The sequence below is a fragment of the Chryseobacterium arachidis genome, assembly GCF_900129245.1.
Lineage (GTDB): Bacteria > Bacteroidota > Bacteroidia > Flavobacteriales > Weeksellaceae > Chryseobacterium > Chryseobacterium arachidis.
In genome coordinates, this window is the sequence record NZ_FQUT01000021.1 from 20,444 (window position 1) to 44,710 (window position 24,267).

The 24,267-nt window shown below is 34.2% G+C and carries 24 protein-coding genes; 3 read left to right on the top strand and 21 right to left on the bottom strand.

The window, feature by feature from the left end:
* Window positions 1-12: 12 nt before the first annotated feature.
* The 4 genes from lpxA to BUA89_RS21830 form a co-directional block, all read right to left on the bottom strand.
* Window positions 13-807, bottom strand: a complete 795-nt coding sequence (gene lpxA, locus BUA89_RS21815) for an acyl-ACP--UDP-N-acetylglucosamine O-acyltransferase (RefSeq protein ID WP_072963990.1) — start codon at window positions 805-807, stop codon at window positions 13-15.
* Window positions 808-2,205: a bifunctional UDP-3-O-[3-hydroxymyristoyl] N-acetylglucosamine deacetylase/3-hydroxyacyl-ACP dehydratase gene (locus tag BUA89_RS21820; RefSeq protein ID WP_072963992.1), complete on the bottom strand. Its 1,398-nt coding sequence runs from the start codon at window positions 2,203-2,205 to the stop codon at window positions 808-810.
* A 5-nt stretch (window positions 2,206-2,210) separates the two neighbouring features.
* Window positions 2,211-3,230 (bottom strand): UDP-3-O-(3-hydroxymyristoyl)glucosamine N-acyltransferase, encoded by a 1,020-nt coding sequence (lpxD, locus tag BUA89_RS21825; protein WP_072963994.1) that lies wholly within the window; start codon window positions 3,228-3,230, stop codon window positions 2,211-2,213.
* 72 nt (window positions 3,231-3,302) lie between these two features.
* Window positions 3,303-4,529 carry an HD domain-containing protein gene (locus BUA89_RS21830; protein ID WP_072963996.1) on the bottom strand — a complete coding sequence of 409 codons (1,227 nt, stop codon included), beginning with the start codon at window positions 4,527-4,529 and terminating at the stop codon, window positions 3,303-3,305.
* Window positions 4,530-4,896: 367 nt separating this feature from the next.
* Between BUA89_RS21830 and BUA89_RS21835 the strand changes: the two genes are divergently transcribed.
* The 3 genes from BUA89_RS21835 to BUA89_RS21845 all read left to right on the top strand — a co-directional run bounded on the left by BUA89_RS21835 (window position 4,897) and on the right by BUA89_RS21845 (window position 9,067).
* The gene (locus tag BUA89_RS21835; RefSeq protein ID WP_072963998.1) at window positions 4,897-6,537 is read left to right on the top strand and encodes a S41 family peptidase; all 1,641 of its coding nucleotides are present in this window, start codon (window positions 4,897-4,899) and stop codon (window positions 6,535-6,537) included.
* A 132-nt stretch (window positions 6,538-6,669) separates the two neighbouring features.
* Window positions 6,670-8,214, top strand: coding sequence for a T9SS response regulator signal transducer PorX (porX, locus tag BUA89_RS21840; protein ID WP_072964000.1), 1,545 nt, complete (start codon window positions 6,670-6,672; stop codon window positions 8,212-8,214).
* Window positions 8,215-8,302: 88 nt separating this feature from the next.
* Window positions 8,303-9,067, top strand: a complete 765-nt coding sequence (locus tag BUA89_RS21845; protein ID WP_072964002.1) for an exodeoxyribonuclease III — start codon at window positions 8,303-8,305, stop codon at window positions 9,065-9,067.
* 53 nt (window positions 9,068-9,120) lie between these two features.
* On the opposite strand, the gene BUA89_RS21850 is transcribed toward BUA89_RS21845, so the two are convergent.
* From BUA89_RS21850 to BUA89_RS21930, 17 genes are all read right to left on the bottom strand, one after another.
* Window positions 9,121-9,492, bottom strand: coding sequence for a septal ring lytic transglycosylase RlpA family protein (locus BUA89_RS21850; protein WP_072964004.1), 372 nt, complete (start codon window positions 9,490-9,492; stop codon window positions 9,121-9,123).
* A gap of 386 nt (window positions 9,493-9,878) precedes the next feature.
* On the bottom strand, window positions 9,879-10,601 hold the full coding sequence (locus tag BUA89_RS21855; protein WP_072964007.1) for a hypothetical protein: 723 nt from the start codon (window positions 10,599-10,601) through the stop codon (window positions 9,879-9,881).
* 19 nt (window positions 10,602-10,620) lie between these two features.
* On the bottom strand, window positions 10,621-11,229 hold the full coding sequence (locus tag BUA89_RS21860; protein WP_143152420.1) for a hypothetical protein: 609 nt from the start codon (window positions 11,227-11,229) through the stop codon (window positions 10,621-10,623).
* Window positions 11,230-11,656: 427 nt separating this feature from the next.
* Entirely contained in the window at window positions 11,657-12,958 is a 1,302-nt protein-coding gene (gene rimO / locus BUA89_RS21865) for a 30S ribosomal protein S12 methylthiotransferase RimO (RefSeq protein ID WP_072964011.1), read from the bottom strand.
* Between the two features lie 93 nt (window positions 12,959-13,051).
* Window positions 13,052-13,597, bottom strand: coding sequence for a dTDP-4-dehydrorhamnose 3,5-epimerase (gene rfbC / locus BUA89_RS21870; protein ID WP_072964013.1), 546 nt, complete (start codon window positions 13,595-13,597; stop codon window positions 13,052-13,054).
* Window positions 13,598-13,612: 15 nt separating this feature from the next.
* A complete protein-coding gene (locus BUA89_RS21875; protein ID WP_072964015.1) occupies window positions 13,613-14,575 on the bottom strand; it encodes an MraY family glycosyltransferase in 963 nt (320 codons plus the stop codon).
* Window positions 14,575-15,465, bottom strand: coding sequence for an NAD-dependent epimerase/dehydratase family protein (locus tag BUA89_RS21880; protein ID WP_072964017.1), 891 nt, complete (start codon window positions 15,463-15,465; stop codon window positions 14,575-14,577). Before BUA89_RS21880 ends, BUA89_RS21875 begins: the two co-directional genes overlap by 1 nt.
* 1 nt (window position 15,466) lies before the next feature.
* The gene (locus BUA89_RS21885) at window positions 15,467-16,306 is read right to left on the bottom strand and encodes a polysaccharide deacetylase family protein (RefSeq protein ID WP_072964018.1); all 840 of its coding nucleotides are present in this window, start codon (window positions 16,304-16,306) and stop codon (window positions 15,467-15,469) included.
* Window positions 16,303-17,262, bottom strand: coding sequence for a GNAT family N-acetyltransferase (locus tag BUA89_RS21890; RefSeq protein ID WP_072964020.1), 960 nt, complete (start codon window positions 17,260-17,262; stop codon window positions 16,303-16,305). The genes BUA89_RS21885 and BUA89_RS21890 overlap by 4 nt, the downstream gene beginning before the upstream one ends.
* Window position 17,263: 1 nt before the next feature.
* On the bottom strand, window positions 17,264-18,262 hold the full coding sequence (locus BUA89_RS21895; protein ID WP_072964022.1) for a 3-oxoacyl-ACP synthase III family protein: 999 nt from the start codon (window positions 18,260-18,262) through the stop codon (window positions 17,264-17,266).
* Between the two features lie 5 nt (window positions 18,263-18,267).
* Window positions 18,268-19,014, bottom strand: coding sequence for an SDR family NAD(P)-dependent oxidoreductase (locus BUA89_RS21900; protein ID WP_072964024.1), 747 nt, complete (start codon window positions 19,012-19,014; stop codon window positions 18,268-18,270).
* Window positions 19,015-19,242, bottom strand: a complete 228-nt coding sequence (locus BUA89_RS21905) for an acyl carrier protein (protein ID WP_072964027.1) — start codon at window positions 19,240-19,242, stop codon at window positions 19,015-19,017.
* 37 nt (window positions 19,243-19,279) lie between these two features.
* Window positions 19,280-20,509: a glycosyltransferase family 4 protein gene (locus BUA89_RS21910; protein WP_228420664.1), complete on the bottom strand. Its 1,230-nt coding sequence runs from the start codon at window positions 20,507-20,509 to the stop codon at window positions 19,280-19,282.
* A complete protein-coding gene (gene wecB, locus BUA89_RS21915) occupies window positions 20,497-21,630 on the bottom strand; it encodes a non-hydrolyzing UDP-N-acetylglucosamine 2-epimerase (protein WP_072964029.1) in 1,134 nt (377 codons plus the stop codon). Before wecB ends, BUA89_RS21910 begins: the two co-directional genes overlap by 13 nt.
* A 21-nt stretch (window positions 21,631-21,651) precedes the next feature.
* The gene (locus BUA89_RS21920; protein ID WP_072964080.1) at window positions 21,652-22,770 is read right to left on the bottom strand and encodes a polysaccharide biosynthesis C-terminal domain-containing protein; all 1,119 of its coding nucleotides are present in this window, start codon (window positions 22,768-22,770) and stop codon (window positions 21,652-21,654) included.
* Window positions 22,770-23,195: a WxcM-like domain-containing protein gene (locus BUA89_RS21925; protein ID WP_072964031.1), complete on the bottom strand. Its 426-nt coding sequence runs from the start codon at window positions 23,193-23,195 to the stop codon at window positions 22,770-22,772. The genes BUA89_RS21920 and BUA89_RS21925 overlap by 1 nt, the downstream gene beginning before the upstream one ends.
* 9 nt (window positions 23,196-23,204) lie before the next feature.
* Window positions 23,205-24,239 (bottom strand): polysaccharide biosynthesis protein, encoded by a 1,035-nt coding sequence (locus tag BUA89_RS21930; protein ID WP_072964033.1) that lies wholly within the window; start codon window positions 24,237-24,239, stop codon window positions 23,205-23,207.
* Window positions 24,240-24,267: the final 28 nt, after the last annotated feature.

The following is a 24,267-nucleotide window of genomic DNA, read 5'->3' on the forward strand; positions in this document are numbered from 1 at the left end:
TATTTATTAAAATTATTCTCTGTCTTTTCCGGTTCCGTATCCTTTTACGATACCTCTCGGAGAATTTTGGATAAACTGAAGGATTTCATCTCTTTCAGCAGTAGGAAGCATTTCTTTCTCAATATGCGTAATCGCTTGGGAAACGTTCATCTTCATTTGGAAAATAGCTCTGTAGATTTTCTGAATTTCAAAGATTTTCTCATTGGTAAATCCTCTTCTTCTTAATCCTACAGAATTGATTCCCGCATAAGACATCGGTTCTCTAGCCACTTTCACATAAGGCGGAATATCTTTTCTTACCAAAGTACCTCCTGAAATCATTACGTGCTTTCCGATCTTACCAAACTGGTGAACAGCTGATAAACCTCCCATAACCGTATAATCGCCAATTTCTACATGACCTGCAATACCACAACCATTTACAATGATAACGTGATCTCCGATAACGCAGTCGTGAGCAATGTGAGAAGTCGCCATAATCAGGCAGTTTTTTCCGATTTTTGTGTAACCCAGCGCTTTCGTTCCTCTGTTTACCGTCACACATTCTCTGATGGTTGTTTCGTCACCGATAATAACCTGCGTATCTTCACCATCGAATTTTAAATCCTGAGGAATCGCAGAAATTACCGTTCCCGGGAAAATTCTGCAGTTCTTTCCAATTCTTGCCCCATCCATGATGGTAACGTTGGGACCTATCCATGTTCCTTCCCCGATTTCCACATCCCCTGCAATAGTAGTAAATGGTTCTACAATTACATTTTTGCTGATTTTCGCACGTTTATCTACGGCTGCTAATTGATGAATCATTTAATCAACTTTATTTTTTGCAACTTGGGCCATTAGTTCTGCTTCTACAGCTACCGTATCTCCTACGTAACCATAACCTTGCATGTGAACAATTCCTCTTCTGATAGGCTCTATCAATTCGATTTTAAAGATAAGCGTATCTCCAGGAATTACTTTTCTTTTGAATTTTACTTTATCAATTTTAATAAAATAAGTAGAATAATTTTCAGGATCCGGAACACTTGCCAATACAAGAATTCCCCCTGTCTGTGCTAAAGCTTCAACTTGTAAAACCCCCGGCATTACTGGCTCTTTCGGGAAATGTCCAACGAAGAAAGGCTCGTTCATTGTAACATTTTTAAGACCTACAACGTGAGAATCTGAAAGCTCAAGAACTTTATCAATCAACAAAAACGGAGGTCTGTGAGGCATCAGCTTCATGATTCCGTTGATATCGAAAACAGGCTCTTTTGTTAAATCAAAATCAGGAACGTTTTTCTTCTTCTGCAATTTCCACTGACGGTTCAGTTTTTTCGCAAATTGAGTATTTACGTAATGTCCTGGTTTATTAGCAATTACTTTACCTTTTATTTTCACTCCTGCCAAAGCCAAATCACCGATTACATCTAGTAATTTGTGTCTTGCCGCTTCGTTAGGATAATTTAAATTTAAATTATCGAGAATTCCGTTTGGTCTGATTGATACGTTGTCTTTACCAAAGGCTTTCTTTAATTTTTCTGTCGTTTCAGGAGTAAGATCTTTATCTACATAAACAATTGCATTGGAAATATCTCCACCTTTGATCAAACCGTGGTCCAAAAGCATTTCCAGCTCGTGTAAGAAACTGAATGTTCTTGCAGATGAAATTTCTTCTTTAAACTCAGAAATATTTTTAATGGTAGCATTCTGTGTTCCTAAAACTTTAGTTCCAAAATCTACCATCGTAGTTACTTCGTATGTATCTGAAGGAATAATGGTGATTTCTGATCCCGTAGCCGGATCGCTGTAGGTAAGAACTTCTTTTACAACTAGATATTCCCTCGCTGTATTTTGTTCAACTACTCCAACACTTTCGATAGCTTCAACAAAAAACTTTGATGATCCATCTAAAATTGGTGGTTCAGAAGCATCCATCTCTAAAATGGCATTATCGATATCACAACCTACCAAAGCCGCTAAAAGATGTTCGCAGGTATTGATCTTTACTCCTAATTTTTCTAATGTCGTTCCTCTTTCAGTCGCTACAACATAGTTAACATCAGCTTCAACCTGAGGATGCCCCTCTAAGTCTGTTCTTACGAATACGAAACCTGTATTTTCTTTTGCAGGTTTCATGGTTAGTTTTACTTCTTTACCAGTATGAAGTCCGATTCCGGAAAGTGTCACTTCCTGTTGAAGTGTTTTTTGCATATCACTCATTAGTTTTAATCTTTTGAGTTATTCTCGAGATTATTTATTCTTTTTACAACTTCAGGTAAATTTCTGAAATGTACGTAACTTCTAAGGTAATCGTTATAGCTTATCGCAGGAGAGCCGTAAATCGTTTCCTTATCACTAACGCTGGAATTCACTCCACTTTGCGCCTGAATTTTCACCTGATTTCCGATTTTAATATGACCGACAACACCCACCTGACCTCCAATCTGATTCCAGTCGCCGATTATTGTAGATCCTGCAATTCCCGCCTGTGCTGCAATTACGTTGTTTTTTCCGATTTTCACGTTGTGTGCAATCTGGATCAGATTATCGATTTTTGTTCCTTTACCTATAATTGTAGAACCAATTGTCGCTCTGTCGATACTACAGTTTGAACCGATTTCCACATCATCTTCAATGATTACATTTCCTAACTGAGGAATTTTTTTGAAACCATCCGGAGTCGGCTGAAATCCAAAACCATCACCGCCAATCACAGTATTTGAATGAATTACACAATTATCACCAATAATGCAATAATCATAAATTCTTGCTCCACTGTCAATTTTACAGTTTTTACCGATTTTTACTCCTTTACCTATATAAACGTGCGGATAGATCTGAGATCCTTCCCCGATCTTTGCCTTTTCAGAAACATAAGTGAAAGCTCCGATATACACCTTATCACCGATTACAGCGGTATCATGGATCGAAGAGCCATCTTCAATACCTTCTTTTCTACCCTGCATTTCCTGATACAGATTCATTAAAACCTGGAAAGAAAGATAAGCGTCCTTTACTGCAATAATAGTAGGATTATAAGTATCTTTTGCCAAAAGATTTTCAGAAACGATGATAACGGAACATTTTGAAGTATCCAAATAATGCGAAAACCGATCTTGTGCTATAAAAGAAAGATGTCCTGTTTCTCCGCCTTCAATAGGTGAAACTCCAGTAATAAGTGCATTCTCGTCACCTATTATTTTTCCGTCAATAAAACTTGCAATTTGCGAAGCTGTAAATTCCATATTCTGCAAAGATAAGAAATTCTGTAATTCGCAAACATTTTTTAATTTTCGGATTGTGAATTTTAATATACTTTAAGAAATTATGCTTGAAATATCTCTCGGGAAAGTTAAAATATAACGTTTTGTTTTATTAACCATCAATCCTGATAAAAGCTGGTCTTCCGATTCTTCAAGTCTAATTTTTTTACCGTTTTTCTGTAACAGATAAATTGGTTGTTTTTCGGTGTCGTAAGGCAGTAATTTTCGTTTTATCTGATGAACCAAATCTTTTCCATTATTGATTCCGAAAAATTCATTGGTATTTTTTATCTTTTCCTCAATAAATTTCTCATCAAAAGGGTGTGATGAAATAATCGTTTTCGGAAGGTTTCTCTGAATCACACATTTACACCAGTAAGACAGCTCAAAATCATCAGAATTCTGCCAGTTTTTCATCGCCTGAATAATATCATTGTCGTCCAATTGTGTAAATCTTTCGATATCTTCGTCCGTTGCCAAACTTTTCCCACGGTATAAAAAGTATTTAAGATTATCCGTCGCAGGCAGATCAATACCTTGGGAAACCAAATATTTTGCTCTCTCCAGGATTTTCACCAAAATAAATTCTGCCAATGCGGAAGTTTTATGATAATACACCTGCCAGTACATGAACATTCTTGCAGTCAGGAAATTTTCAATAGAATAGACGCCTTTGGCATCAATAACCAATTCTCCCTCTTCGCAGACATTCATCATAGAAATAATTCGCTGCGTATTGATACTCCCCTCAGAAACTCCGGTAAAGAAACTATCTCGTTTTAAATAATCCAACCTGTCAACATCCAGTTGCGAAGAAATCAGTTGATTGAAAAATTTTCTGTGATATTTCCCCTGAAACATTTCAATTGCACATGACAGATCTCCATTAAATTCATCATTTAATTTATTCATCAGTAATAATGAAAGATTTTCGTGATGCCAGTCGTCCATCAGCATGCTTTCCAGCGCATGAGAAAACGGCCCGTGACCAATGTCATGCATTAAAATCGCCAGCATTGCTCCTTTTTCCTCTTCTTCCGAAATCTTTACCCCTTTCTGTTTCAATGTTTCCAAAGCCGTAAACATCAAATGCATCGCTCCCAAAGCATGATGAAACCTTGTGTGTGTTGCACCCGGAAAAATCAAATTCAAAAGTCCGGTCTGCCCTATTCTTCTCAGTCTCTGGAAATAAGGATGCTCTATAATGTCGAATAAAATTTCATGTGGAATTCTGATAAATCCGTGAACGGGATCATTGATGATTTTTAGCTTATTCTGCATTGGAAACGTCTGTATTTGTAACAAATTTAGGAATTTTAAATTTTAGGTTTGATTAAATTAGGATTAAAAAATATCTTAAACACGAATAGCGCTAATATTTTCACGAATGACACAAAATTATTTTATAAAGATTTTTTGGACGCAAAGTCCGCAAAGATTTTTCTCAAAATTAATCTGCATATTTTCGTTCGCAAAGGCTTTTCACTCAGCAAAGGTTGAATGTAAATTTTCTTAACTAGTTCGATTTTATCAGTAGGAACAAGCTTTAGCCAAAACTTCTTTTCAATTTGTATCATCTGTGAAAATATTTATCCTGTTTATGTTTAAAAAATTATCTTTGATTAATTAAAACGGCGAATAACATTTCATGAGAAAATTCTCACTTTTCATTCTACTCTTTTTAAGCTTACATTTTTCAGCACAGAATTTACCTGAAGTTCAGAAATTGGAATTTCTTTGTAGAGTTTGGGGATTTTTGAAATATTATCATCCCAATGTTGCCAAAGGAAATTTTAACTGGGATCAGCAATTGTTTCAGAAAATTGATGAACTTGAAAATATTAATAATAAAAACCAACTGAACGAGTTTTATTCTAACTGGATTGAAAGTTTAGGAAAAGTTAATGAATGTAAAGAATGCCTGAAAGAAGAAAATAAAGTCTATTTTTTGAAAAATTTTGATTTAAGCTGGATTAATGATCAGAATATTTTCACTGAGAATGTAACTCAAAAACTAAAGTTTATTCAAAATAACAGAAATATCGGTGAAAATCATTATTTCGGGCTAAATGGAAGAAAGGTGTATTTCAGGAATGAAAATTCTTACGGTTCGAAATTCACCTCAAAACGGATCGCTCTTTTGGAATTATTCAGATATTGGAATTATGCGGAATATTTTTTCGCTTACAAATATAAAACCGACCAAAACTGGAATGATGTTTTAAAAGAAATGATCCCAAAATTTCTTGCCATTAATAATGATGAAAATTATCATTTGACTTTAGCAGAATTGGTTACCAAAACAGATGATTCTCATGCTTTCTTGTTTTCAAGGTTAATCAGTTTAAACCAATACGGAAGAAAAAATGTTCCCGTACAATACGCTTACGCGGAAGGAAAATTGGTTGTGACAAAACTTAATGCCAATATTTTCAATAATGAAAATCCGTTGAAAGCCGGTGATGTTATTTATGATATTAATGGTTTAACGATTTCTCAAAAAATAAATTCTTTCGGGAAATATCTTCCGGCTTCCAATTCCTGGGGGAAAATCAATAAATCGAAATATCTTTTTCTTTACACCAATAAAGATTCAACCGATCTTAAAATTGAAAGAGACGGGAAAAATTTAAGCTTAAGAGTAAAAACATATTCTCAGAAGGAAATTATTACTGAAAAGCCAACGATTCCGGAAAAATGGAAATTTCTTGATGATGAAAAGAAAATTGGCTATGTAAATATGGGAATGATCACAAAAGCTGATCTGAATGAAATGTTTAAAAATTTAGAGAACACAGAATCGATCATTTTTGATTCCAGAAATTATCCGAAAATGACGATTTTACCGTTAAGCCGATTATTACTTCCTGAAAATAAAATTTATTATCAATTTAATTTCCCGGAAACAAATTATTTGAGTAAATTTTATAGCCGGAAAAACAGCATCGGAAGCAACAATTCCGATTACTACAAAGACAATGTCATTGTTTTGGTCAATGAAAACACACAAAGCCAGGCCGAAACAACGGTAATGATGCTAAAACAACATCCGAAAGCCAAAGTGATTGGAGGATATACATCCGGAGCGAACGGAGATATTATCAGATTTAATATTGCTGATCTGGAAACGTGTTTTACAGGATTGGGGGCTTATTACCCGAACGGAACCGAAACCCAAAGAATCGGAATAGTTCCTGATATTATTGTAAGACCCACTGTAAGAGGCATTCAGGAAGGAAAAGATGAAGTTCTGGAAAGAGCTTTGGAATATATAAAAAACGGCAATTAAATAAAAGAAAAACAAAAATATTTCGTTATGTTTTCATTTAACTTATATTTAACTTTATAGCTGCGTATTTTGGCAGTTTTTAAATAGAATTGGTCAGCAATTTGATACTATTAACCATGTAAAAAATAAATTATGTCGGAAAAGATATTATGGATAGATGATGAAATAGATTTACTTAAACCTCACATCGTTTTTCTTGAAAAAAAAGGCTATCAGGTAACGCCTGTTAATAACGTTAATGAGGCGTTGGAATTGATGGATTCTGAAAAATTCGCATTGACATTGATCGATGAAAATATGCCCGGAATTTCCGGTTTGGAAGCCATCCCGATGATCAAAGATAAAGATAATTCCCTAAAAATCGTGATGGTGACAAAAAGCGAAGAGGAACACATCATGGAAGAGGCAATCGGTTCGCAAATCGCAGATTATATATTAAAACCGGTAAATCCTAATCAGATTCTTTTATCGCTAAAGAAAAATCTTCAACAGGATAATCTGGTTGAACAAAAAACGATTCTTCAATATCAGCAGGAATTCAGAAACTTATCTATAGAACTTTCTTATCTGAGAACGTATCAGGATTGGGCTGAATATTACAAAAAAATCGTGAATTGGGAATTGAAGTTCGATAAAGTTACAGACAATGAGTTTGCAGATCTTCTTCAGTCTCAAAAAGAAGAAGCCAATATTCAGTTTGCAAAGTTTATTGAAAAAAATTATGAAGACTGGCTGAATGGGAGCGAAAAACCCAACATGAGCCACACCCTTTTCAAAGAAAAAGTAAAGCCTGAGGTTGAAAAGGATAAAGTTTTGTTGTTAATGGTCGATAATCTTCGTTATGATCAATGGAAAGTGATCGAGCCATTATTCACAAAATATTATAATAAGACTTCTGAAGACTACTATTACAGCATTCTTCCTACTGCGACCCAATATGCAAGAAATTCATTTTTTGCAGGTTTAATGCCTTCGGAAATCGAAAAACGTTTTCCCGACAAATGGTTCAATGACAATGAAGAAGGAAATAAAAATGAATTTGAGCGCGATTTTTTAGAAGATCAGATGAAAAGAATCGGTTTAGGTTCTAAATCCATGAAGTATTTAAAAGTTCTGAACGCCGATTTTGAAAGAAAAATCTATGACGATTTCAATCAGCATAAAAACAATGATCTTTTGGTAATTGTTTATAACTTTATTGATATTCTTTCTCATGCCAAAACAGACAACCACATTGTTGATCAGTTGATCCGTGATGATAAAACGTTCAGATCTTTAACTTTGAATTGGTTTGAAAATTCATCGTTATTGAAAATCATTAAAGTCGCTGCAGAAAACGGCTTCAAATTAGTGATAACAACCGATCACGGAACAGTTTACGTCAAGAAACCGAGCAAAGTTGTAGGTGACAGAGAAACCTCAACCAATATCCGTTATAAAACAGGGAAAAGTTTAACGTATGACGACAGCGATGTCTGGGCTATTACCAATCCTGAAAAATTATTTTTACCGAAAGGGAATTTAAGCTCAAAATATATTTTCGCCAAGAATAATATTTTCCTGGCGTATCCTAAGAATTATAATCACTTTGTGAATTATTATAAAGAAACTTATCAACACGGGGGAATTTCATTAGAAGAATGTATTATTCCTATCAGCATTTTAGAACCCAAATAGTTTTTTTCATAGTTTAACTTCGGGTTATAAGGGTAGCGGAAAAAATCAAAGATTTTTTCCGCTTCTTTTTTATTAATATTTTTGAATCATGAAATTAATCACTTATAACGTAAACGGAATCCGGGCAGCTTTTACTAAAGATTTTTTAGGTTGGCTGAAAACGGCTGATCCGGATATTATCTGCATTCAGGAAAGCAAGGCAGGAAACGACCAGATTGACATTGAAAGCCTTGAAAAATTAGGTTATCACAGTTATTGGCATTCAGCGGTAAGAAAAGGCTATAGCGGCGTCGGAATTGCTTCTAAAATCAAGCCTAATCATGTAGAATATGGTTGCGGTATCGAAAGCTATGATAATGAAGGAAGGATTATCCGTGCCGACTTTGATGAATTCTCTGCCATTTCTGTGTATGTACCTTCAGCTTCTAATATTGAGAGACTCGATTTCAAGATGCAGTTCTGTCATGACTTTTTAGATTATATTAAAAATTTAAAGAAAGAAATCCCAAATCTTATTATTTCCGGAGATTTTAATATCTGCCATGAAGCAATCGACATCCACAATCCGATTGGCTTAAAGAATGTTTCCGGCTTTTTACCAATGGAAAGGGAATGGATGACCAATTTCATTAATGAATGTGAATTGATCGACAGTTTCAGGTTTTTTAATGATCAACCTGATAATTATACATGGTGGAGTTACCGGCAAAACTCAAGGGAAAGAAATAAAGGATGGAGACTTGATTATAACTTTACATCCCACACTTTAAAAGAAAAGCTTACAAGAGCCGTAATTTTGAAAGAAGCCGTACATTCTGATCATTGTCCTGCTTTAGTAGAATTGAGCCTTTAAAACAAGCAAAAAGCCAACTGAGTCAGTTGGCTTTTTAATTTAAATCATAAAATTTAATCGACAATTTCATATTCCACCGGAATCGTACCTCTATTGGTATCTCCGATTTCATCGAACGCCGCTTTAGACATATCTAAAGCTCTTGATGAATGGTAAGGCCCTCTGTCATTTACTCTCACTATTACTTCTTTACCATTGTTAAGGTTTGTTACCTTAATACTTGTTCCAAATGGAAGCGTTCTGTTTGCTGCGGTAAACTTTGCGTTATCAAAGATTTCTCCGCTGGCTGTTTTTCTACCGTTAAACTTATCGTGGTAGTACGATGCATAACTTGTTTTTTTCGCATCTGTGGCATTTATTTTGAAAGAATAAATACCAAGGGTTGAAATCATCATTATGATTACGAGAATGAATCTTTTCATCATGTTGAACTTTTATTGGTTTTGACAGGGGCAAATCTATAAGGAATCTTTCAACGAGCCTATTTTATTTGTTAACAAACGTTAATAAAAACTAAATTTTATCTTAATATTCATTATAACTCCCTATTAATAGGCATTTTAGCACCTATTGTTAAAAAGTGTTAAAAAAAAGATTGAAAAGTTAACAATTTTAACTAAATTCTATAAATTAGGATTATTTTAACACTAAAATAATTTTGATAATCAATAAGTTAAAGAATTTTAAGATTCAATATTTATTGTGTTCAGTTCATTTAAAAACAATAAAAGGAAGAACTTATATCAGTACTTAAATAAATAAAAAGCCAACTGAATTCAGTTGGCTTTTTATTTATTTAAGTATTAGAAAATTATTTAAAATATTCTAATATATAATCATAAGTATCAGCAGGATAGACCACAGACATACTAGGAGAACCTGTAACTGCAGCTCCGTTTGTTGAATCAAAAGAATATAATTCTTTTGAGAAAACTACTTTATTACCACTTGATGCTCTTTTGAAAATAGTAATTCCATACATTGAAGTAAGACCAGTAGGAACAGCTAAAGTAACAGCCGTTGAAGTTCCTGTAGTAGTAAACTGTCCTTTGTATGCGTAAACCTGAGCACCATCAACTTGTGTATTTGTTGGTACACCAGCAGCAACTCCGTTTAAAACATTTACTCTTGAGTTTGTACCCATCGGAATCCATCTACCATTTGTAATATTTCCTGGATTTCCTGGATTAGAAAAATAATAGAAACCTGGAATAACCGCAACCTGTACTCCTTGGCCAGCAACCGTATTACCAGTAGCGCTGTTAAAAACAACCATACCATCAAAATGAGATAAAGTAACGTCATTATCCATTGGAGATGTGTTGAATTGGAAAGTAGTTAAGTTGGTTCTTGGAAATCCTAAACCTCTACCATAACTTTGATTCGCCAAACCTTCAAAATTACTATTATCTAAAAAATAGTTAGTTCCCGCTAAAGAAGATGATGCAGGACCATTACCTAATATCTGAGCGTTAGCATTTACTCCTAAAATCAGAAAGAAAGCACTAACTATATTTAAAAAAGACTTTTTCATTTTATTTATGTTTTAATTATTAGTTTCTACCAGAAATTAGATACCAAGCAGTTCCGTTACTATAAAGTGTCATTGAGGATTGAGATGTTATAGCTACAACATTTCTAGGTCTTGTAGTAAGTTCTGTACCAGTAAATTGTATTGTTCCAGCAGAAGAATTTCTTACATAAATAGTTCTACCAGTAAAAAGAGCAGGATTTCCCAAATATAATTCTGACCCTGAATTAAACTCCCAATAATCAAAATTGGTATTTGACCAATCATAAGTTGCAGAAGCAGCCTGCGCTTCACGTATTCTATACTGCAGTGCTGTATTACCACCAACTGCCTTCCAAACCGCATTAGGAGCATCATAATAATAGAATCCCGTAGCAGTAACATTGGCTGTTTTAGTGGTAGCAGTACCATCAATCGTCGTCACAAATACAATTGCTCCATTCTGAGCTGCAACGTAAGCATTGTCTTTAGCGTATAACTGTGCTCTAGTCATACGGGGAACCAAGAGCGCGTCTGGTCTCGCAGTATCCGTTGTATTAGCTACAACATCTAAGGTAGCTGCAGGAGTTGTGGTATTAATACCCACACGTCCTTGCTGAGCCTGAGCGATCGCTACAAATCCGACTAACATAGTCGCTGTTAATAAAAATTTTTTCATAAGTTTTTAAGATTTAAATTATATTTTCATCAATAATATTCAAATAATTATTGGGATACCACCCCCAAATTGAAAATTATCAATAAAAATTAAATATTTTTATTATATATAATTTCAAATTCAGTTATAAGTCTATTTAAATACTTAAGTGATAATCGGATAGGCTTTAAAATCTATCTACACTGCAAATTTAATATTTTATTGTATATGTATGCAAGATTAGACTGAAAAGTTTTAACATTTTATTTGGAATAAAAATTAAATAACTAAATATCAATCAATTACAACCAAAACAAATATAAATTAATTTATGTTAAAATTTATTAACATTATTATTACATTGCTTTATATTTAACGATAAGCGATTTTGATTAAAAAGATATCAATTATTTGTGAACAATTAAATTAATTCACCATACAGATCAAATTCTTCCGCTGAAGTAATCTTCACATCGGCAAAATCACCTATTGAAATATATGTATTCTCCGCAGAAACCAAGACTGTATTGTCAACATCGGGAGAATCATATTCTGTTCTTCCTACGAAATAATTCCCTTCTTTTCTATCAAAAATACATTTATATACGTGACCAATTTTCTCCTGATTCTTCTCCCAAGAAATCTGAGACTGGATCTCCATGATCTCCTCTACTCTAGCTTCTTTTACTTCCTGAGGAATAGTATCTTCCAAAACATAAGCCCCCGTATTTTCTTCATGAGAGTAAGTAAAACAACCCAATCTGTCGAATTTCTGTTCTCTTACCCAATCTTTTAACTCCTGGAAAATTTCTTCGGTTTCTCCCGGATATCCTACAATAAGAGTCGTTCTAATTGCCATATCCGGAACTTTTTCTCTGAACTTTCCTAAAAGAGCATCTGTTTTCTCGTGAGTAGTTCCTCTCTTCATGGATTTCAACAAATCTGAATTAATGTGCTGAAGAGGAATATCTATATAATTACAAACTTTCGGTTCTTCTCTGATAATATCCAGAACATCCTCCGGAAAACCACTTGGGAAAGCATAATGAAGACGAATCCACTCAATTCCTTCTACCTTTACCAATTCTTTTAGAAGATCTCCAAGTGCACGTTTTTTGTAAATGTCCAAACCGTAATACGTAAGATCCTGAGCAATCAAAATCAGTTCTTTGGTTCCCTTTTTTGCTAACTTCTGAGCTTCTGTAACCAGTTTTTCAATCGGAGTAGAAACGTGTCCACCTCTCATTAAAGGAATCGCACAAAAAGAGCAAGGCCTGTCGCAACCTTCGGAAATCTTTAAATAGGCATAATGCTTAGGAGTAGTTGTTAATCTTTCTCCTACCAATTCATGCTTGTAGTCTGCTCCTAAATGTTTTAGTAAAATAGGAAGATCCCTTGTTCCGAAATATTGGTCAACATCAGGAATTTCACGGACCAAATCCGGCTTGTATCTTTCAGAAAGACAACCGGTAACAAATACTTTTTCTACTTCACCTCTGTTTTTGGCTTCCACATAATCCAGAATGGTATTGATAGATTCTTCCTTTGCATTATCGATAAATCCGCAGGTATTGATTACCACAATATCCCCTCTGTCTTCGTGAACAACTTCTTTACCATTGGCTTTAAGCTGACTCATCAAGACTTCAGAATCATAAACATTCTTGGAACATCCAAGCGTTACTACATTAATTTTCTTCTTACCTACAGATTTTGTGCGCATCTTTTTGATTTTGAGTTTGCAAAGATACAAAATATTGAAGCGTTTGAATTAAAAAATAAAAACCACTTCAATGAGGTGGTTTTCAATATTCTATTAAAAGTTTCTTTCTGAAAATGTGGGCAATACCCTGTCTTTTTCGGATAATTGAACAACGTCTAATGGCAATTTCCAATCGATATTTAATTCAGAATCATTCCAAATTACACTGCCTTCAGAATCTTTGTCATAAAAGTTATCACATTTATATGCAAAAATCGCAGTTTCACTCAATACAGAAAATCCATGTCCAAAACCTCTGGGTACATATAATTGAAGTTTATTTTCAGGAGTCAGTTCGATTCCGAACCATTTCCCAAAAGTTGGCGAATCTTCTCTTAAATCTACTGCAACATCCCAAACTTTCCCTTCTAAACACGACACTAATTTCGCCTGGGCATGCTCCCCTTTCTGCAAATGAAGCCCCCGCAAAACGCCATAAGAAGATTTTGAAATATTATCCTGAACAAAATGCCCGTTCATTCCGGTAAGCTCTTCAAACTTCTTTTCATTAAATTTTTCAAAAAAATACCCTCTGTCATCTTCAAAGATGGTAGGCTCAATGATATAACAGTCTTTTAAAGGCGTTTCTTTTATTTTCATATTTTATTTTAGTTTTTAAAGATTATACTGTTTTTTCAAACTCCATTTCAGGCCTAAATACAGCCCTCCGAACGGAATGAAAATTAATAAAATGATTAGCAATAAATGAAGTTGAGAATTTATTAAGAATACATTCACAATCAGTTGAGACACCGCATATACAGAACTAACAATTAAATGAGAGACTTTTTTTTCGTTAGCAAACAGCTGGTAAAGGTGCCTTCTGTGGGCTTCAAAAATATTTTCCTTTAACAATATTCTTTCAATGATTGTTAGAACCACTTCCATCCCGTAGATTGACAAAAGCAGAATATATTTATAATCCTGCGTTTTCATAATCAATAAAGTAATTAATGCGATTACCCAAAAACCAATTCCCATACTTCCTACGTCACCGGCAAAACATTTTGCTTTTTTTCTGAAATTAAAGAATAAAAAAACCAGTGATGCTAAAATAGGATAAATGATAAAGCTATCTTCCGTAAACGAGATTATATCTTTATTAATATACAATAGTGATAGTAAAGTGATGAAGCTATACATACCGGTCATTCCATTAATCCCATCCATGAAATTATAAGCGTTGAGCGTTCCTATAATCATTACGAAGAAAATGGGCCAGACCCAAAAGGGCATCAGGCTAAATGTATTGGTAAAATATAACAGGAGAATAACTGACAGCAGATGAACAGAAAGTCTTACTTTACTAGACAATGTTCTGATATCATCAATAAAACTGATAAAACAGATTGCCAATAACCCCAATCCGAACGACCAATAATGTTCGATGACCTCATTAAGATTAAATAAACACAACACAATAAATGCGACCGGAAAAATAATTCCGCCCCCGCGCAGTGTAATCTGGGTATGGGCACTTCTATGATTCGGCTTGTCTATAATATTGTATTTATCCGCAATTTTGAAATAGATTATTATTGAGATAAATAATATAATGGTGGCTATGATATATTCCATTATGTGAAACTTTTAATGGTTTTAATTAAGCCTTCTTCAGCAGAAACAGGTAGATCATCAATTCCTAAAGCATTTTTAATTTTTGTATTAGAAACCATATAGCTTTCTGTAAGTTTTTTTAATCGCTCTGAGTTTAGTGGTAATTTTACTTTATCCCCTATTTTCGCAACACAGGAAATTAGGTTAGCCGGAAGATTCCACAATTTACTTTTCTTTCCGGAAGCTTTACCAATAATTTTTATAAGTTCATTGGTTGAAATAAAATCATCATCCGCAAAATTATAAATTCCAGATTCAATATTCTTATTTTTAAGAATTTGTAATATTAAAAAGTTAAGGTTGTCGATACTCAAAAAAGAACGTTTATTTTCGAACGAAGCCAATGGCCATGGAATACCTTTTTCAACCACTTTGTATAAAAGATTCAGATTTCCTTTATTACCAGGTCCGTGGATCATACAAGGACGAACAATAAATAATCTCTTGCCCTTAGGAAGTACTTTAGACATTAAATATTCTTCGGCCTGGAGTTTAGATTTTCCATAAGGAGTTTTAGGATTTGAAAGATGATCTTCATCTAAAACTCCATCTACAGTATCGGCAGTTGCTTTTACACTACTGAAATAGATAAAATCCTGGATGTTGGACTCTAAAAATTCATTAAAAAGTGTTCTAGTAAGTTCTGTATTTATTTTGAAATACTCATGTGCGGAAGAAGTATTTGCAGTATCGTGAGCCTTTCCGGCTAGATGAACTATAACATCAGCATCTTCTGGACAAACCCATTCGTTACGTAAGTTAAGCCCTACAACTTCCAGTTCATTTTCTGCAAGATATCTTGACAAATTTTGCCCGACAAAACCTGAAACCCCCGTAATTACGATTTTCATTTTATAGTTTTATTCTTTTCGATTTCTCCCACTCAATACGCTTATCAGCTTCTTCAATATCTAAGAAATCGTAATCGCTTAAATATCTGTTGAATTTTTTAAATGCCCCTTTTATGCCGACATACGATTTAAATTTTCTCATTATCGGTAAGCTTTTAATTACAGGTTGCCCTGTGTCAAAATCCCGTGGATGAAAATAAGTCATTAGATATTCTGTACGGTCAGTAAACTTTTTAATAAGAGGATAAGGAAGAAGTCTAAAAAAACCTCCACCCGAAAAAACAATATTTTTATTTGCGACTTTATGGATATTCATAGGAAATTCCTTTAAAATACCAGATTGCGTTTCAATAATAAAAGGTTCTGATATTCCAAACTCTGGTAAACCACCGTAATCATGGCTTGCAGGAAATACAGAAGCATCATAGGTAAAACCTAATTCAAGAAGAGTTTCAAAACAATGAAGATTTTTAGAAGTAATAGAAAAACCTGGTGCCCGAAAGGCATTTACTTCTTTTCCGATGATATCTTCTAAAAGCTTTTTCGCTTTATTGGTATCCTGTTCAAATTCTTTTTGAGTAAATCTGAAGGATAGCTCGTGCTGATAAGAATGGCAGCCAATATGATGACCATATTGATCAATACTTTTAATAACATCCGGATGCTTTTCTGCCAGCCAGCCTAAACAGAAAAAAGTTCCTCTTATTTTTCGTCTTTGCAGTTCATCCAAAATACGCTGAACACTATCATATATTCTGACTTCATGGCGATCCCAGTTAAAATCATTGTCAATAAAATCACAATTATACCAATCTTCTATGTCAAAAGTAAGTAACTTCATAATAAATCATAATTAGAAAGATTAACATCCCAATTATTTACATCATATAATACTTCAGGGGTAATAGATTTTGAATCGAGAATTTTTGCCGTAAAGTGAAATGTCTTCGGTTCATTCTTTTTAGGAATTTTTATTAAACTCATCGGTGTAAAATGAAGATGTCCTATATAGAGAATGATATCAAAATTCTTCTTTTCTAATTGATAAACATCACGAACCGCTTCATCAAAATTTTTCTTATTAAGCGGATGTACATCAATTAAAAATGCTGTTTCAACTCCCTGATGTTTTTTAATTTTATAGAAAAACTCGAAATCCTTTTTATTTACTTTTTTATAATTACCATCGAACCATTTATAACGATAATCATTAAATTTTGTACGGTTTTTCTGAATTCTGTATTCTTTTGTTTCTGTATTACCTGAAAATAGAGAAAACTTAATCACGGCCGCCGAAAATATTTTGGATATAAAATTAAAGCTTTTCAGCTTTTCTTTAATACTTCCGATTTTATAAGGCAATATATAGGTGCTTAAATCCCCGATATCTTTTTCTCTAAGTCCTTTAGTTAAAAGCGGGTATGCATTATCGTTAGGAAAACCAAATACAAATGAGAAACCGGATTCTTTTAATAATTTATGCCCTTTCGACAATAAATCATAGATGTTATCGAAATTCCTGTATTCTTTCATGATCATAGTGTCTACGCTTAACCCTGCTTCTTTCTCGGAGCCATCAATTAGGTAAACAAAAGGAATATAGCTTTGCGAGCCAACTATTTTTTCACCATCCATTAATAATCCGTGAAAAGAGTATCCAAAGTCTGTATTCAGAAATTCATTTTTAAAACTGGCTACTGATCTTGAATGTTCTGGAAAAACCTCTGAAAATACATCACAGATATTTTGTATTTCTGCATCGGAAAGTTCAGTGGTTTTTTTATATATTACCGTCATTTTAGTATTCTAATACAGTTCCTGCCCATGAATACCCCACACCAAACCCGGCAAGCATAATCTTTTTACCTTCCGTTTTATCTTCTTTCATTGCTTCATATAGCGCAATAGGAATTGTTGAGGAGACTGTGTTCCCTACTTTATTCATGTAGTAATAGAACCTTTCTTCTTCAATTTTCATTTTCTTTCTCAAAAACTCCATCATATATTTATTGGCCTGATGAAAGACAAACAAATCAATATCAGATTTTTCAAGATTATTCTTTTCTAAAGTCTGTTGTGCTAATTTTGGCACATTGCTTTGGGTAAAATTAAAGATCTTTGAACCGTTCATGTACAGATAATCAGAATGCTTTTCAGCTCCGTTTTCATCTTCCGCCACCAGATTCATTTTATCTTTATATTTCATCCCGCCGGTTTTTACCATAAGGTTTTCGGCACCTTTGCCATCTGTTCCCAGCACAAACTCTTTAATTTCAGCTAATCCTTTTGTAGATACTAATGTAGCAGCAGCCGCATCTCCAAATATGGTTTTGTTCCCTTTATCTTTAGGATTAATATGTTTTGTGTATGTTTCAGCGGTTAAAAGCAATATATTTTTTGCTACTCCGGCAACAATCAATCCTTTAGCTAAAGCCAGACCATACACATAGCCCGAACAGCCAAGGTTAAAATCAATTGCCCCTGAATTCGTTGGGATATTAAGATTGTGCTGTATCACACATGCTGTTGTTGGCAAAAAATAATCCGGACTTTGTGTACAAAGCATTACGAAATCAATTTCGGAAGGATCTATATTCCACTCCTGAAAAAGATTTAATGCCGCTTTTTCCGCCATGCTTCCCGCCGTTTCATCTTCAGCAGCAATACGTCTTTCATCAATTCCTACTTTTTCGGCAATTTTATCAACCGACCACTCCGGGAAATGCTCCACAAGATTTTGATTAGTATAAATTTCTTCCGGCAAGTAATACGAAATAGCTTTTATATATGCTTTCATTATGTTTATTTTAATGTAAAACCTCCGTCTATTAACAGACTGGAGCCAGTAACCCAAGAGCTTGCTTCGGAAAGCAAATAAATTACTGCATAGGCAACATCTTCAGGTTTGCCATATCTTTTTAAAGGATAGTTTTCCAGATCTTCTTTTATCTGTTCCTCCGAAAGTGATTTCTGATAAAGCATATCGGTAGCGATCATCCCTGGATTCACTGTATTTACTCTGATATTTCTGGCGGATAATTCAAGAGCTATGTTTTCGGACAATGCATTGAGAGCACCTTTTGAGGAAGAATAGGCTGTGTTTCCTACCGAAGAACAATAATTCCCCGATATGGAAGAAATAAAGACAATCGACGCCCCTTTCCCAATCTTTTTATGATGAAGAAGCTCTTTAGTAAACATTGCAGGTGCTAAAAAATTGACCTTCATCACCTCCTCCAGCATATCTAAATTCAGTAATTTAAAAGGAGTTCTCTTCAAAATCCCGGCTGCATTTACAAGTCCGTCTATAAGAGGCAGATCATTAAGTACTGATTTAACTTCTTCTTTTGATGTTAATTCGGCAGAGTACATCTGATGATTATCACCCTCCAGCTCATTATATGTTTCTCTTAATCTTTCTTCATTTCTACCCAAAATAATCAACTTTGCGCCCATTTTTGAGCATTCTATTGCAATAGATTTCCCTATCCCTGAAGAGGCACCTGTCACTAAAATTGATTTTCCGGCAAGCGAAAATGGATTATGCATTTATTTTTTGCTTAAAATATCAAATAGATCCTGAATAGTCTCACTATTTCTGATGTCTTCACCCGTCACTTCTTTCTCATACTCTTCATCTGCCATCGCAATGATTGAAAGCGCAAGAATAGAAGACCATTCCTCTAGATTTTTAAATTTTGTATCTGCAGAAAACTCAGATGCATCTGTATCATCAAACTGTTCTGAAAATTTTGAAACGAAATTATTAATGTCCATATTATTATTTTAAATTTTAAAGCAAAAATACTAAATATTAATTTAGCGTATCCATTGCTGCTATTAGATTATTTATACATTTTTGTTTGGTAAAATAAGTATCAAAATAGGTTTTCCCGTTCGAGCCGAGTAAAGGCAGCTGATGAGAATTCTGAACTAATTTATTCTGAATTAAATCTACCAGCCCGTCTATATCATCTGGATTCACGGTATATCCACAATCAGCTTCTTTTATCACATCTGTGGCAGCCCCTTCTATAAAGCCTAATACAGGTTTTCCGGCGGCCATATAAGACTGAAGCCTTGCGGGTACTACTTTTTTCAAATCATCATATTTATTGTTGAGACTCAAAAGCATGATATCTGCATTCTCATAAAAAGCAGGCATTGTCTCAACTGGATGCTTCCCCATTAAAAATACACTGTCTTGTAAAGAATTTTCTTTTACAAAATTTTCCATCCACTCTTTTCTACTTCCATCTCCCAATATAATCCATCTTACATTTTCGTTTTTAAGCTTTAAAGCGGCATACATTATATTTTCCAGATTTTGCGAAACACCCAAATTTCCGGCAAGCATTATTTTAAAACCATCCGGCAAGGACGGAATTGTATGCTTTACAGCACCTTGAAATGTATCTTCTGCCCAGTTAGGAAAATACTGTATTTTATGGTCGTCTCCTATTCTTTCTACAATAGATTCTTTAAATCCTTTGGAACTGATAAGGATCTTATCACTGTTTTTATAACTAAAATCCACATATTTCCCAAGCCATAAAATAATAGTTTTATTATCAATTCCCGAGCCTGAAATAAATGCATCCGGCCATAGATCCAATACCCAGAGTATTAACGGTTTTTTCTGCATTTTTTTTACGATGATTGCAGGAAGAGTCTGAGTAATAGGTGACACCTGATGAACAAAAATAGAGTCAAACTTCTTAAAAAGACTCAGATAAATTGCCCAGAGCGAACCAAAAAACATGAAGCTAAGATAAGTTGAAGGAAGTAAAAATTTAGTATACTTTTTCCCTCTCGGAATTTGCAGGCATCTGTAAACCTTAATTCCTTCTACCGTTTCAACCCTTTTTTTAAATAAGCCGTATCCCGGATAATATTTTCCCTGAGGATAATTCGGAATTCCAGTAAGTACCGTTACATCGTAACCTTTCTTTTTCAATTCAAATGCAACATCATTACTTTTAAAATTTTCCGGATAAAAATTCTGAGTAACGATTAATACACTTCTTTTCTTTATTTGCTCCACACTACTCTATTAATATAGTCGGTATAACTTAAAATAATTCTTACTACTTTTTCAGAAACATTCGGCATGGAATAATCTGCCACTAATCTGTAATTTCTTTCCTTACCTGTTTTTTGCTGCTGAAGCTGAACAAGTCCTTGTAAAACTCTCTCAGAAGACAAACCAACCATCATTACGGACGCCTCTTCCATCGCTTCTGGTCTTTCATGAGCATCCCTGATATTGAGCGCTCTGAAATTCAGAATTGATGATTCTTCAGAAATCGTTCCTGAATCGGATAAAACGGCGTAGCTTCTCATCTGTAATGCATTATAATCGTGGAAACCTAATGGCTTTAAGAATTGAACTTCCGGTCTTACCTCAACCTTCATTTTATCAATCATATTTCTGGTTCTGGGATGCGTAGAAACGATGATAGGATAACCGAATTTTTCAGCAATTGTATTTAAACTTTCAATTAATCCGTTAAAGTTTTTTTCAGAATTGATATTTTCTTCTCTGTGAGATGACACTACAAAATATTTACCTTCTTCCAGATTAAAACGGCTTAAAACATCTGAATTTTCAATTTCCGGAAGATAGTGATTCAACACTTCAAACATCGGAGAGCCCGTCTTGATAATTCTGTCTGCAGGCAGCCCTTCTCTCAGCAAATATTCTCTTGCAATATCAGAATACGTTAAATTAACATCTGATGTATGATCTACAATTTTTCTGTTGGTTTCCTCCGGCACTCTTTGGTCAAAGCATCTGTTTCCAGCTTCCATATGGAAAATAGGGATTTGCCTTTTCTTAGCTGGAATTGCACAAAGACAAGAATTTGTATCACCCAGCACCAAGAAAGCATCCGGTTTCAATTCTTCCAAAAGCGGATCTATTTTAATTAAAATATTTCCTACGGTTTCCGTCGCCGTTTTCCCTGCAGCTTCTAAAAAATAATCAGGTTTACGAAGTCCCAGATCTTCAAAGAAAATCTGATTAAGTTCGTAATCATAATTTTGTCCTGTATGAACGATAATATGGTCAACAGCTTCGGAAGCATCCAAAGCCGATAATACTCTTGATAATCTGATAATTTCCGGGCGAGTTCCTACGACCGTCATTACTCTTAATTTTTTCATCTTACTATTTTAACTATATGTCTAAACTTCTACAAAATAAGTATCTGCATCTTCAGGATTAAAAGGTTCATTGATCCAGAAAATTGTATATAATTCTTCTTCTCCTATATTTTTGATATTATGGGTATACCAAATCGGCATATCTACATAAGCCGGTTCGTTTCCATCAAGATAAAAATCTAACACCTCATCAGTGTCTATTTTTCTTAATTGAATTAAAGCTTTTCCTTTAATTACCGCAAATCTTTCAATTTTTCTTGTATGAAAATGATTTCCTCTCGTAATTCCCGGAACTGTAGTGGAAAATGAACACTGACCGCCAATTCCCAATCTTATTACCTCAACAAATGCCCCTCTGGGATCTGTATGCTGAGTAAATTTTATAGGATAATGATTTTTAATATCAAAATAACAACGGAAAGTATTAAAAAGATTTAAATCGAATTTACTTTCCAAAACAGGAATTTCACCATTGTCAAAATATAATTTTTTGTAATCTTCTAATTTCTGAAGAACTACCGAAACTTTATTGACAGAAGTATGAGGCACTTCATATAATGTATTGGATTCCTCGCCTTGAATCTTACAGATTATTTCCTGAACAAGCTCTCCTACATAAATCAGTTTTACTTCACCATCATTATCAATCACAGGAGTTTCTCCGTGTGTCAGTTTATGGCAAAAAGTTGCTATAAAAGAATTGTAATTAGGCTTTCCAAAAGGTCCGAAAACATTAGGAATTACCATTCCTGTAAATTTTCCTCCTGATTTTTCTGCCCAATCTGCCAACAATTCTCTTCCTTCTTTTTTAGATTTTCCGTATAAATTATCCCTTTCTTCCTGCGAAGAAGATGAAAAAAGAATGTGTGCTTTAGAATTTGTCTTTTCTAAGGAAACAATTAATTTTTTAACCAGATCCACATTATTGTTGTAGATAACCTCTGGATCAGAATGACGGTTCATCGCCGCAAGATGTACAATAACATCGCATTCCCCCACAAATTCATCCAGTTTTTCCGGATTATCAAAGAACTCCCTGTCAAAGTCTACTCTTTCGAATTTTTCAGGCTGTAGCCCTAAAGTATTATATAAATATGAGCCAACGAAACCATTTTGCCCCGTAATGCCTATTTTTTTCATCATTTCAGTTTTTCAAAATAATTTATTTCAAAACGATATTCGTCTTTTATCTCTCCTAATAAATAATCTGCCATTACCATCAGCTTCGAATCATTCTGAGTCGCCTGAATTGTTGTTGCAAATCCTCTTGGTGCGTGAAGAACATTAAATTGCAGGCTGTTTAGTTCAAATTCTACAATTTCAACATTTTTATCCAGATTATTCAATGAATCCAGCTTTGCTAATCTTATGGTAAAACTTCCGTGTACCGCACTGAACCAACGTTGCTCTATCTGATGTCCCGTCCAGCCTCTTATAAAGCTGAGGTCTTTATTTTCAATAAAATAAATTCTTTTTACTTCGGAAGCATCAAAGTTATTATTGAATAATAGGCTTCCCCTATCATCAAAATATTTTCCACCTTCAAGAATGTCAGGAGTATTCATAGAAAATTTTTAATCCGGATATTGCATTATATCTTCTCCCAGAATTTCTTTTCTAATCAAAGGAAGTTTCATTAAAAGCTTCTTCATTCCTTCCACATCCTGCTGTTCAGTGTTGTGAGAGTGGTAATCTTCGATTTTTGAGATATCTACTATACCTTCAGAAAAATATTGAGCATAATTCAGATCTCTGTTGTCTGCAGGAATTCTGTAGAAATCGCCCATATCTTCTGCTTTAATCATTTCTTCACGGGTACACAGTGTTTCATATAATTTTTCTCCGTGTCTTGTTCCGATAATTTTTACAGGATTTTCTACTTTAAACATTTCTTTCAAAGCCTGGGCAAGATCTCCGATTGTTCCTGCAGGAGCTTTATTTACAAAGAGATCTCCCGGATTTCCATGTTCAAATGCAAATAACACCAAATCCACCGCTTCTTCTAATGACATGAGAAATCGTGTCATATTCGGATCTGTAATGGTGATAGAATCTCCACTTTTAATTTGTTTGATAAATAAAGGAATTACAGAGCCTCGGGATGCCATTACATTACCATATCTGGTAAGACAAACGGTTGTATTCTGTAAATTTCTGGCCGCTGCAACCGCTACTTTTTCCATCATAGCCTTAGAAATACCCATTGCATTGATGGGATATGCCGCTTTATCAGTACTTAAACAAATTACCTTTTGTACATCATTTGCCGCTGCCGCATCAATAACATTTTGAGTTCCTTCTACATTTGTTTTCACAGCCTGCATCGGAAAAAATTCGCAAGACGGAACCTGTTTTAAGGCTGCTGCATGAAAAACATAATCTACTCCTCTCATGGCAGGCTCGATACTTCTATAGTCTCTCACATCACCGATATAGAATTTCAGTTTATCGTTTTTAAACTGATTTCTCATATCATCCTGCTTTTTTTCATCCCGGGAAAAGATTCGGATCTCTTTAAAATGGTCAGTATTAATGAATTTTCTTAAAACAGCCGTTCCGAATGAGCCGGTTCCTCCGGTTATTAAAAGTGTTTTATTTTTGATCTTCATATTATATTTACTATTTCATGATATAAAT

Bases quoted from the DNA above. Each gene is read 5' to 3' on its own strand.
- lpxA (WP_072963990.1), bottom strand. From the start codon at position 807: ATGATTCATCAATTAGCAGCCGTAGATAAACGTGCGAAAATCAGCAAA.
- BUA89_RS21820 (WP_072963992.1), bottom strand. From the start codon at position 2,205: ATGAGTGATATGCAAAAAACACTTCAACAGGAAGTGACACTTTCCGGA.
- lpxD (WP_072963994.1), bottom strand. From the start codon at position 3,230: ATGGAATTTACAGCTTCGCAAATTGCAAGTTTTATTGACGGAAAAATA.
- BUA89_RS21830 (WP_072963996.1), bottom strand. From the start codon at position 4,529: ATGCAGAATAAGCTAAAAATCATCAATGATCCCGTTCACGGATTTATC.
- BUA89_RS21835 (WP_072963998.1), top strand. From the start codon at position 4,897: ATGAGAAAATTCTCACTTTTCATTCTACTCTTTTTAAGCTTACATTTT.
- porX (WP_072964000.1), top strand. From the start codon at position 6,670: ATGTCGGAAAAGATATTATGGATAGATGATGAAATAGATTTACTTAAA.
- BUA89_RS21845 (WP_072964002.1), top strand. From the start codon at position 8,303: ATGAAATTAATCACTTATAACGTAAACGGAATCCGGGCAGCTTTTACT.
- BUA89_RS21850 (WP_072964004.1), bottom strand. From the start codon at position 9,492: ATGATGAAAAGATTCATTCTCGTAATCATAATGATGATTTCAACCCTT.
- BUA89_RS21855 (WP_072964007.1), bottom strand. From the start codon at position 10,601: ATGAAAAAGTCTTTTTTAAATATAGTTAGTGCTTTCTTTCTGATTTTA.
- BUA89_RS21860 (WP_143152420.1), bottom strand. From the start codon at position 11,229: ATGTTAGTCGGATTTGTAGCGATCGCTCAGGCTCAGCAAGGACGTGTG.
- rimO (WP_072964011.1), bottom strand. From the start codon at position 12,958: ATGCGCACAAAATCTGTAGGTAAGAAGAAAATTAATGTAGTAACGCTT.
- rfbC (WP_072964013.1), bottom strand. From the start codon at position 13,597: ATGAAAATAAAAGAAACGCCTTTAAAAGACTGTTATATCATTGAGCCT.
- BUA89_RS21875 (WP_072964015.1), bottom strand. From the start codon at position 14,575: ATGGAATATATCATAGCCACCATTATATTATTTATCTCAATAATAATC.
- BUA89_RS21880 (WP_072964017.1), bottom strand. From the start codon at position 15,465: ATGAAAATCGTAATTACGGGGGTTTCAGGTTTTGTCGGGCAAAATTTG.
- BUA89_RS21885 (WP_072964018.1), bottom strand. From the start codon at position 16,306: ATGAAGTTACTTACTTTTGACATAGAAGATTGGTATAATTGTGATTTT.
- BUA89_RS21890 (WP_072964020.1), bottom strand. From the start codon at position 17,262: ATGACGGTAATATATAAAAAAACCACTGAACTTTCCGATGCAGAAATA.
- BUA89_RS21895 (WP_072964022.1), bottom strand. From the start codon at position 18,262: ATGAAAGCATATATAAAAGCTATTTCGTATTACTTGCCGGAAGAAATT.
- BUA89_RS21900 (WP_072964024.1), bottom strand. From the start codon at position 19,014: ATGCATAATCCATTTTCGCTTGCCGGAAAATCAATTTTAGTGACAGGT.
- BUA89_RS21905 (WP_072964027.1), bottom strand. From the start codon at position 19,242: ATGGACATTAATAATTTCGTTTCAAAATTTTCAGAACAGTTTGATGAT.
- wecB (WP_072964029.1), bottom strand. From the start codon at position 21,630: ATGAAAAAATTAAGAGTAATGACGGTCGTAGGAACTCGCCCGGAAATT.
- BUA89_RS21920 (WP_072964080.1), bottom strand. From the start codon at position 22,770: ATGAAAAAAATAGGCATTACGGGGCAAAATGGTTTCGTTGGCTCATAT.
- BUA89_RS21925 (WP_072964031.1), bottom strand. From the start codon at position 23,195: ATGAATACTCCTGACATTCTTGAAGGTGGAAAATATTTTGATGATAGG.
- BUA89_RS21930 (WP_072964033.1), bottom strand. From the start codon at position 24,239: ATGAAGATCAAAAATAAAACACTTTTAATAACCGGAGGAACCGGCTCA.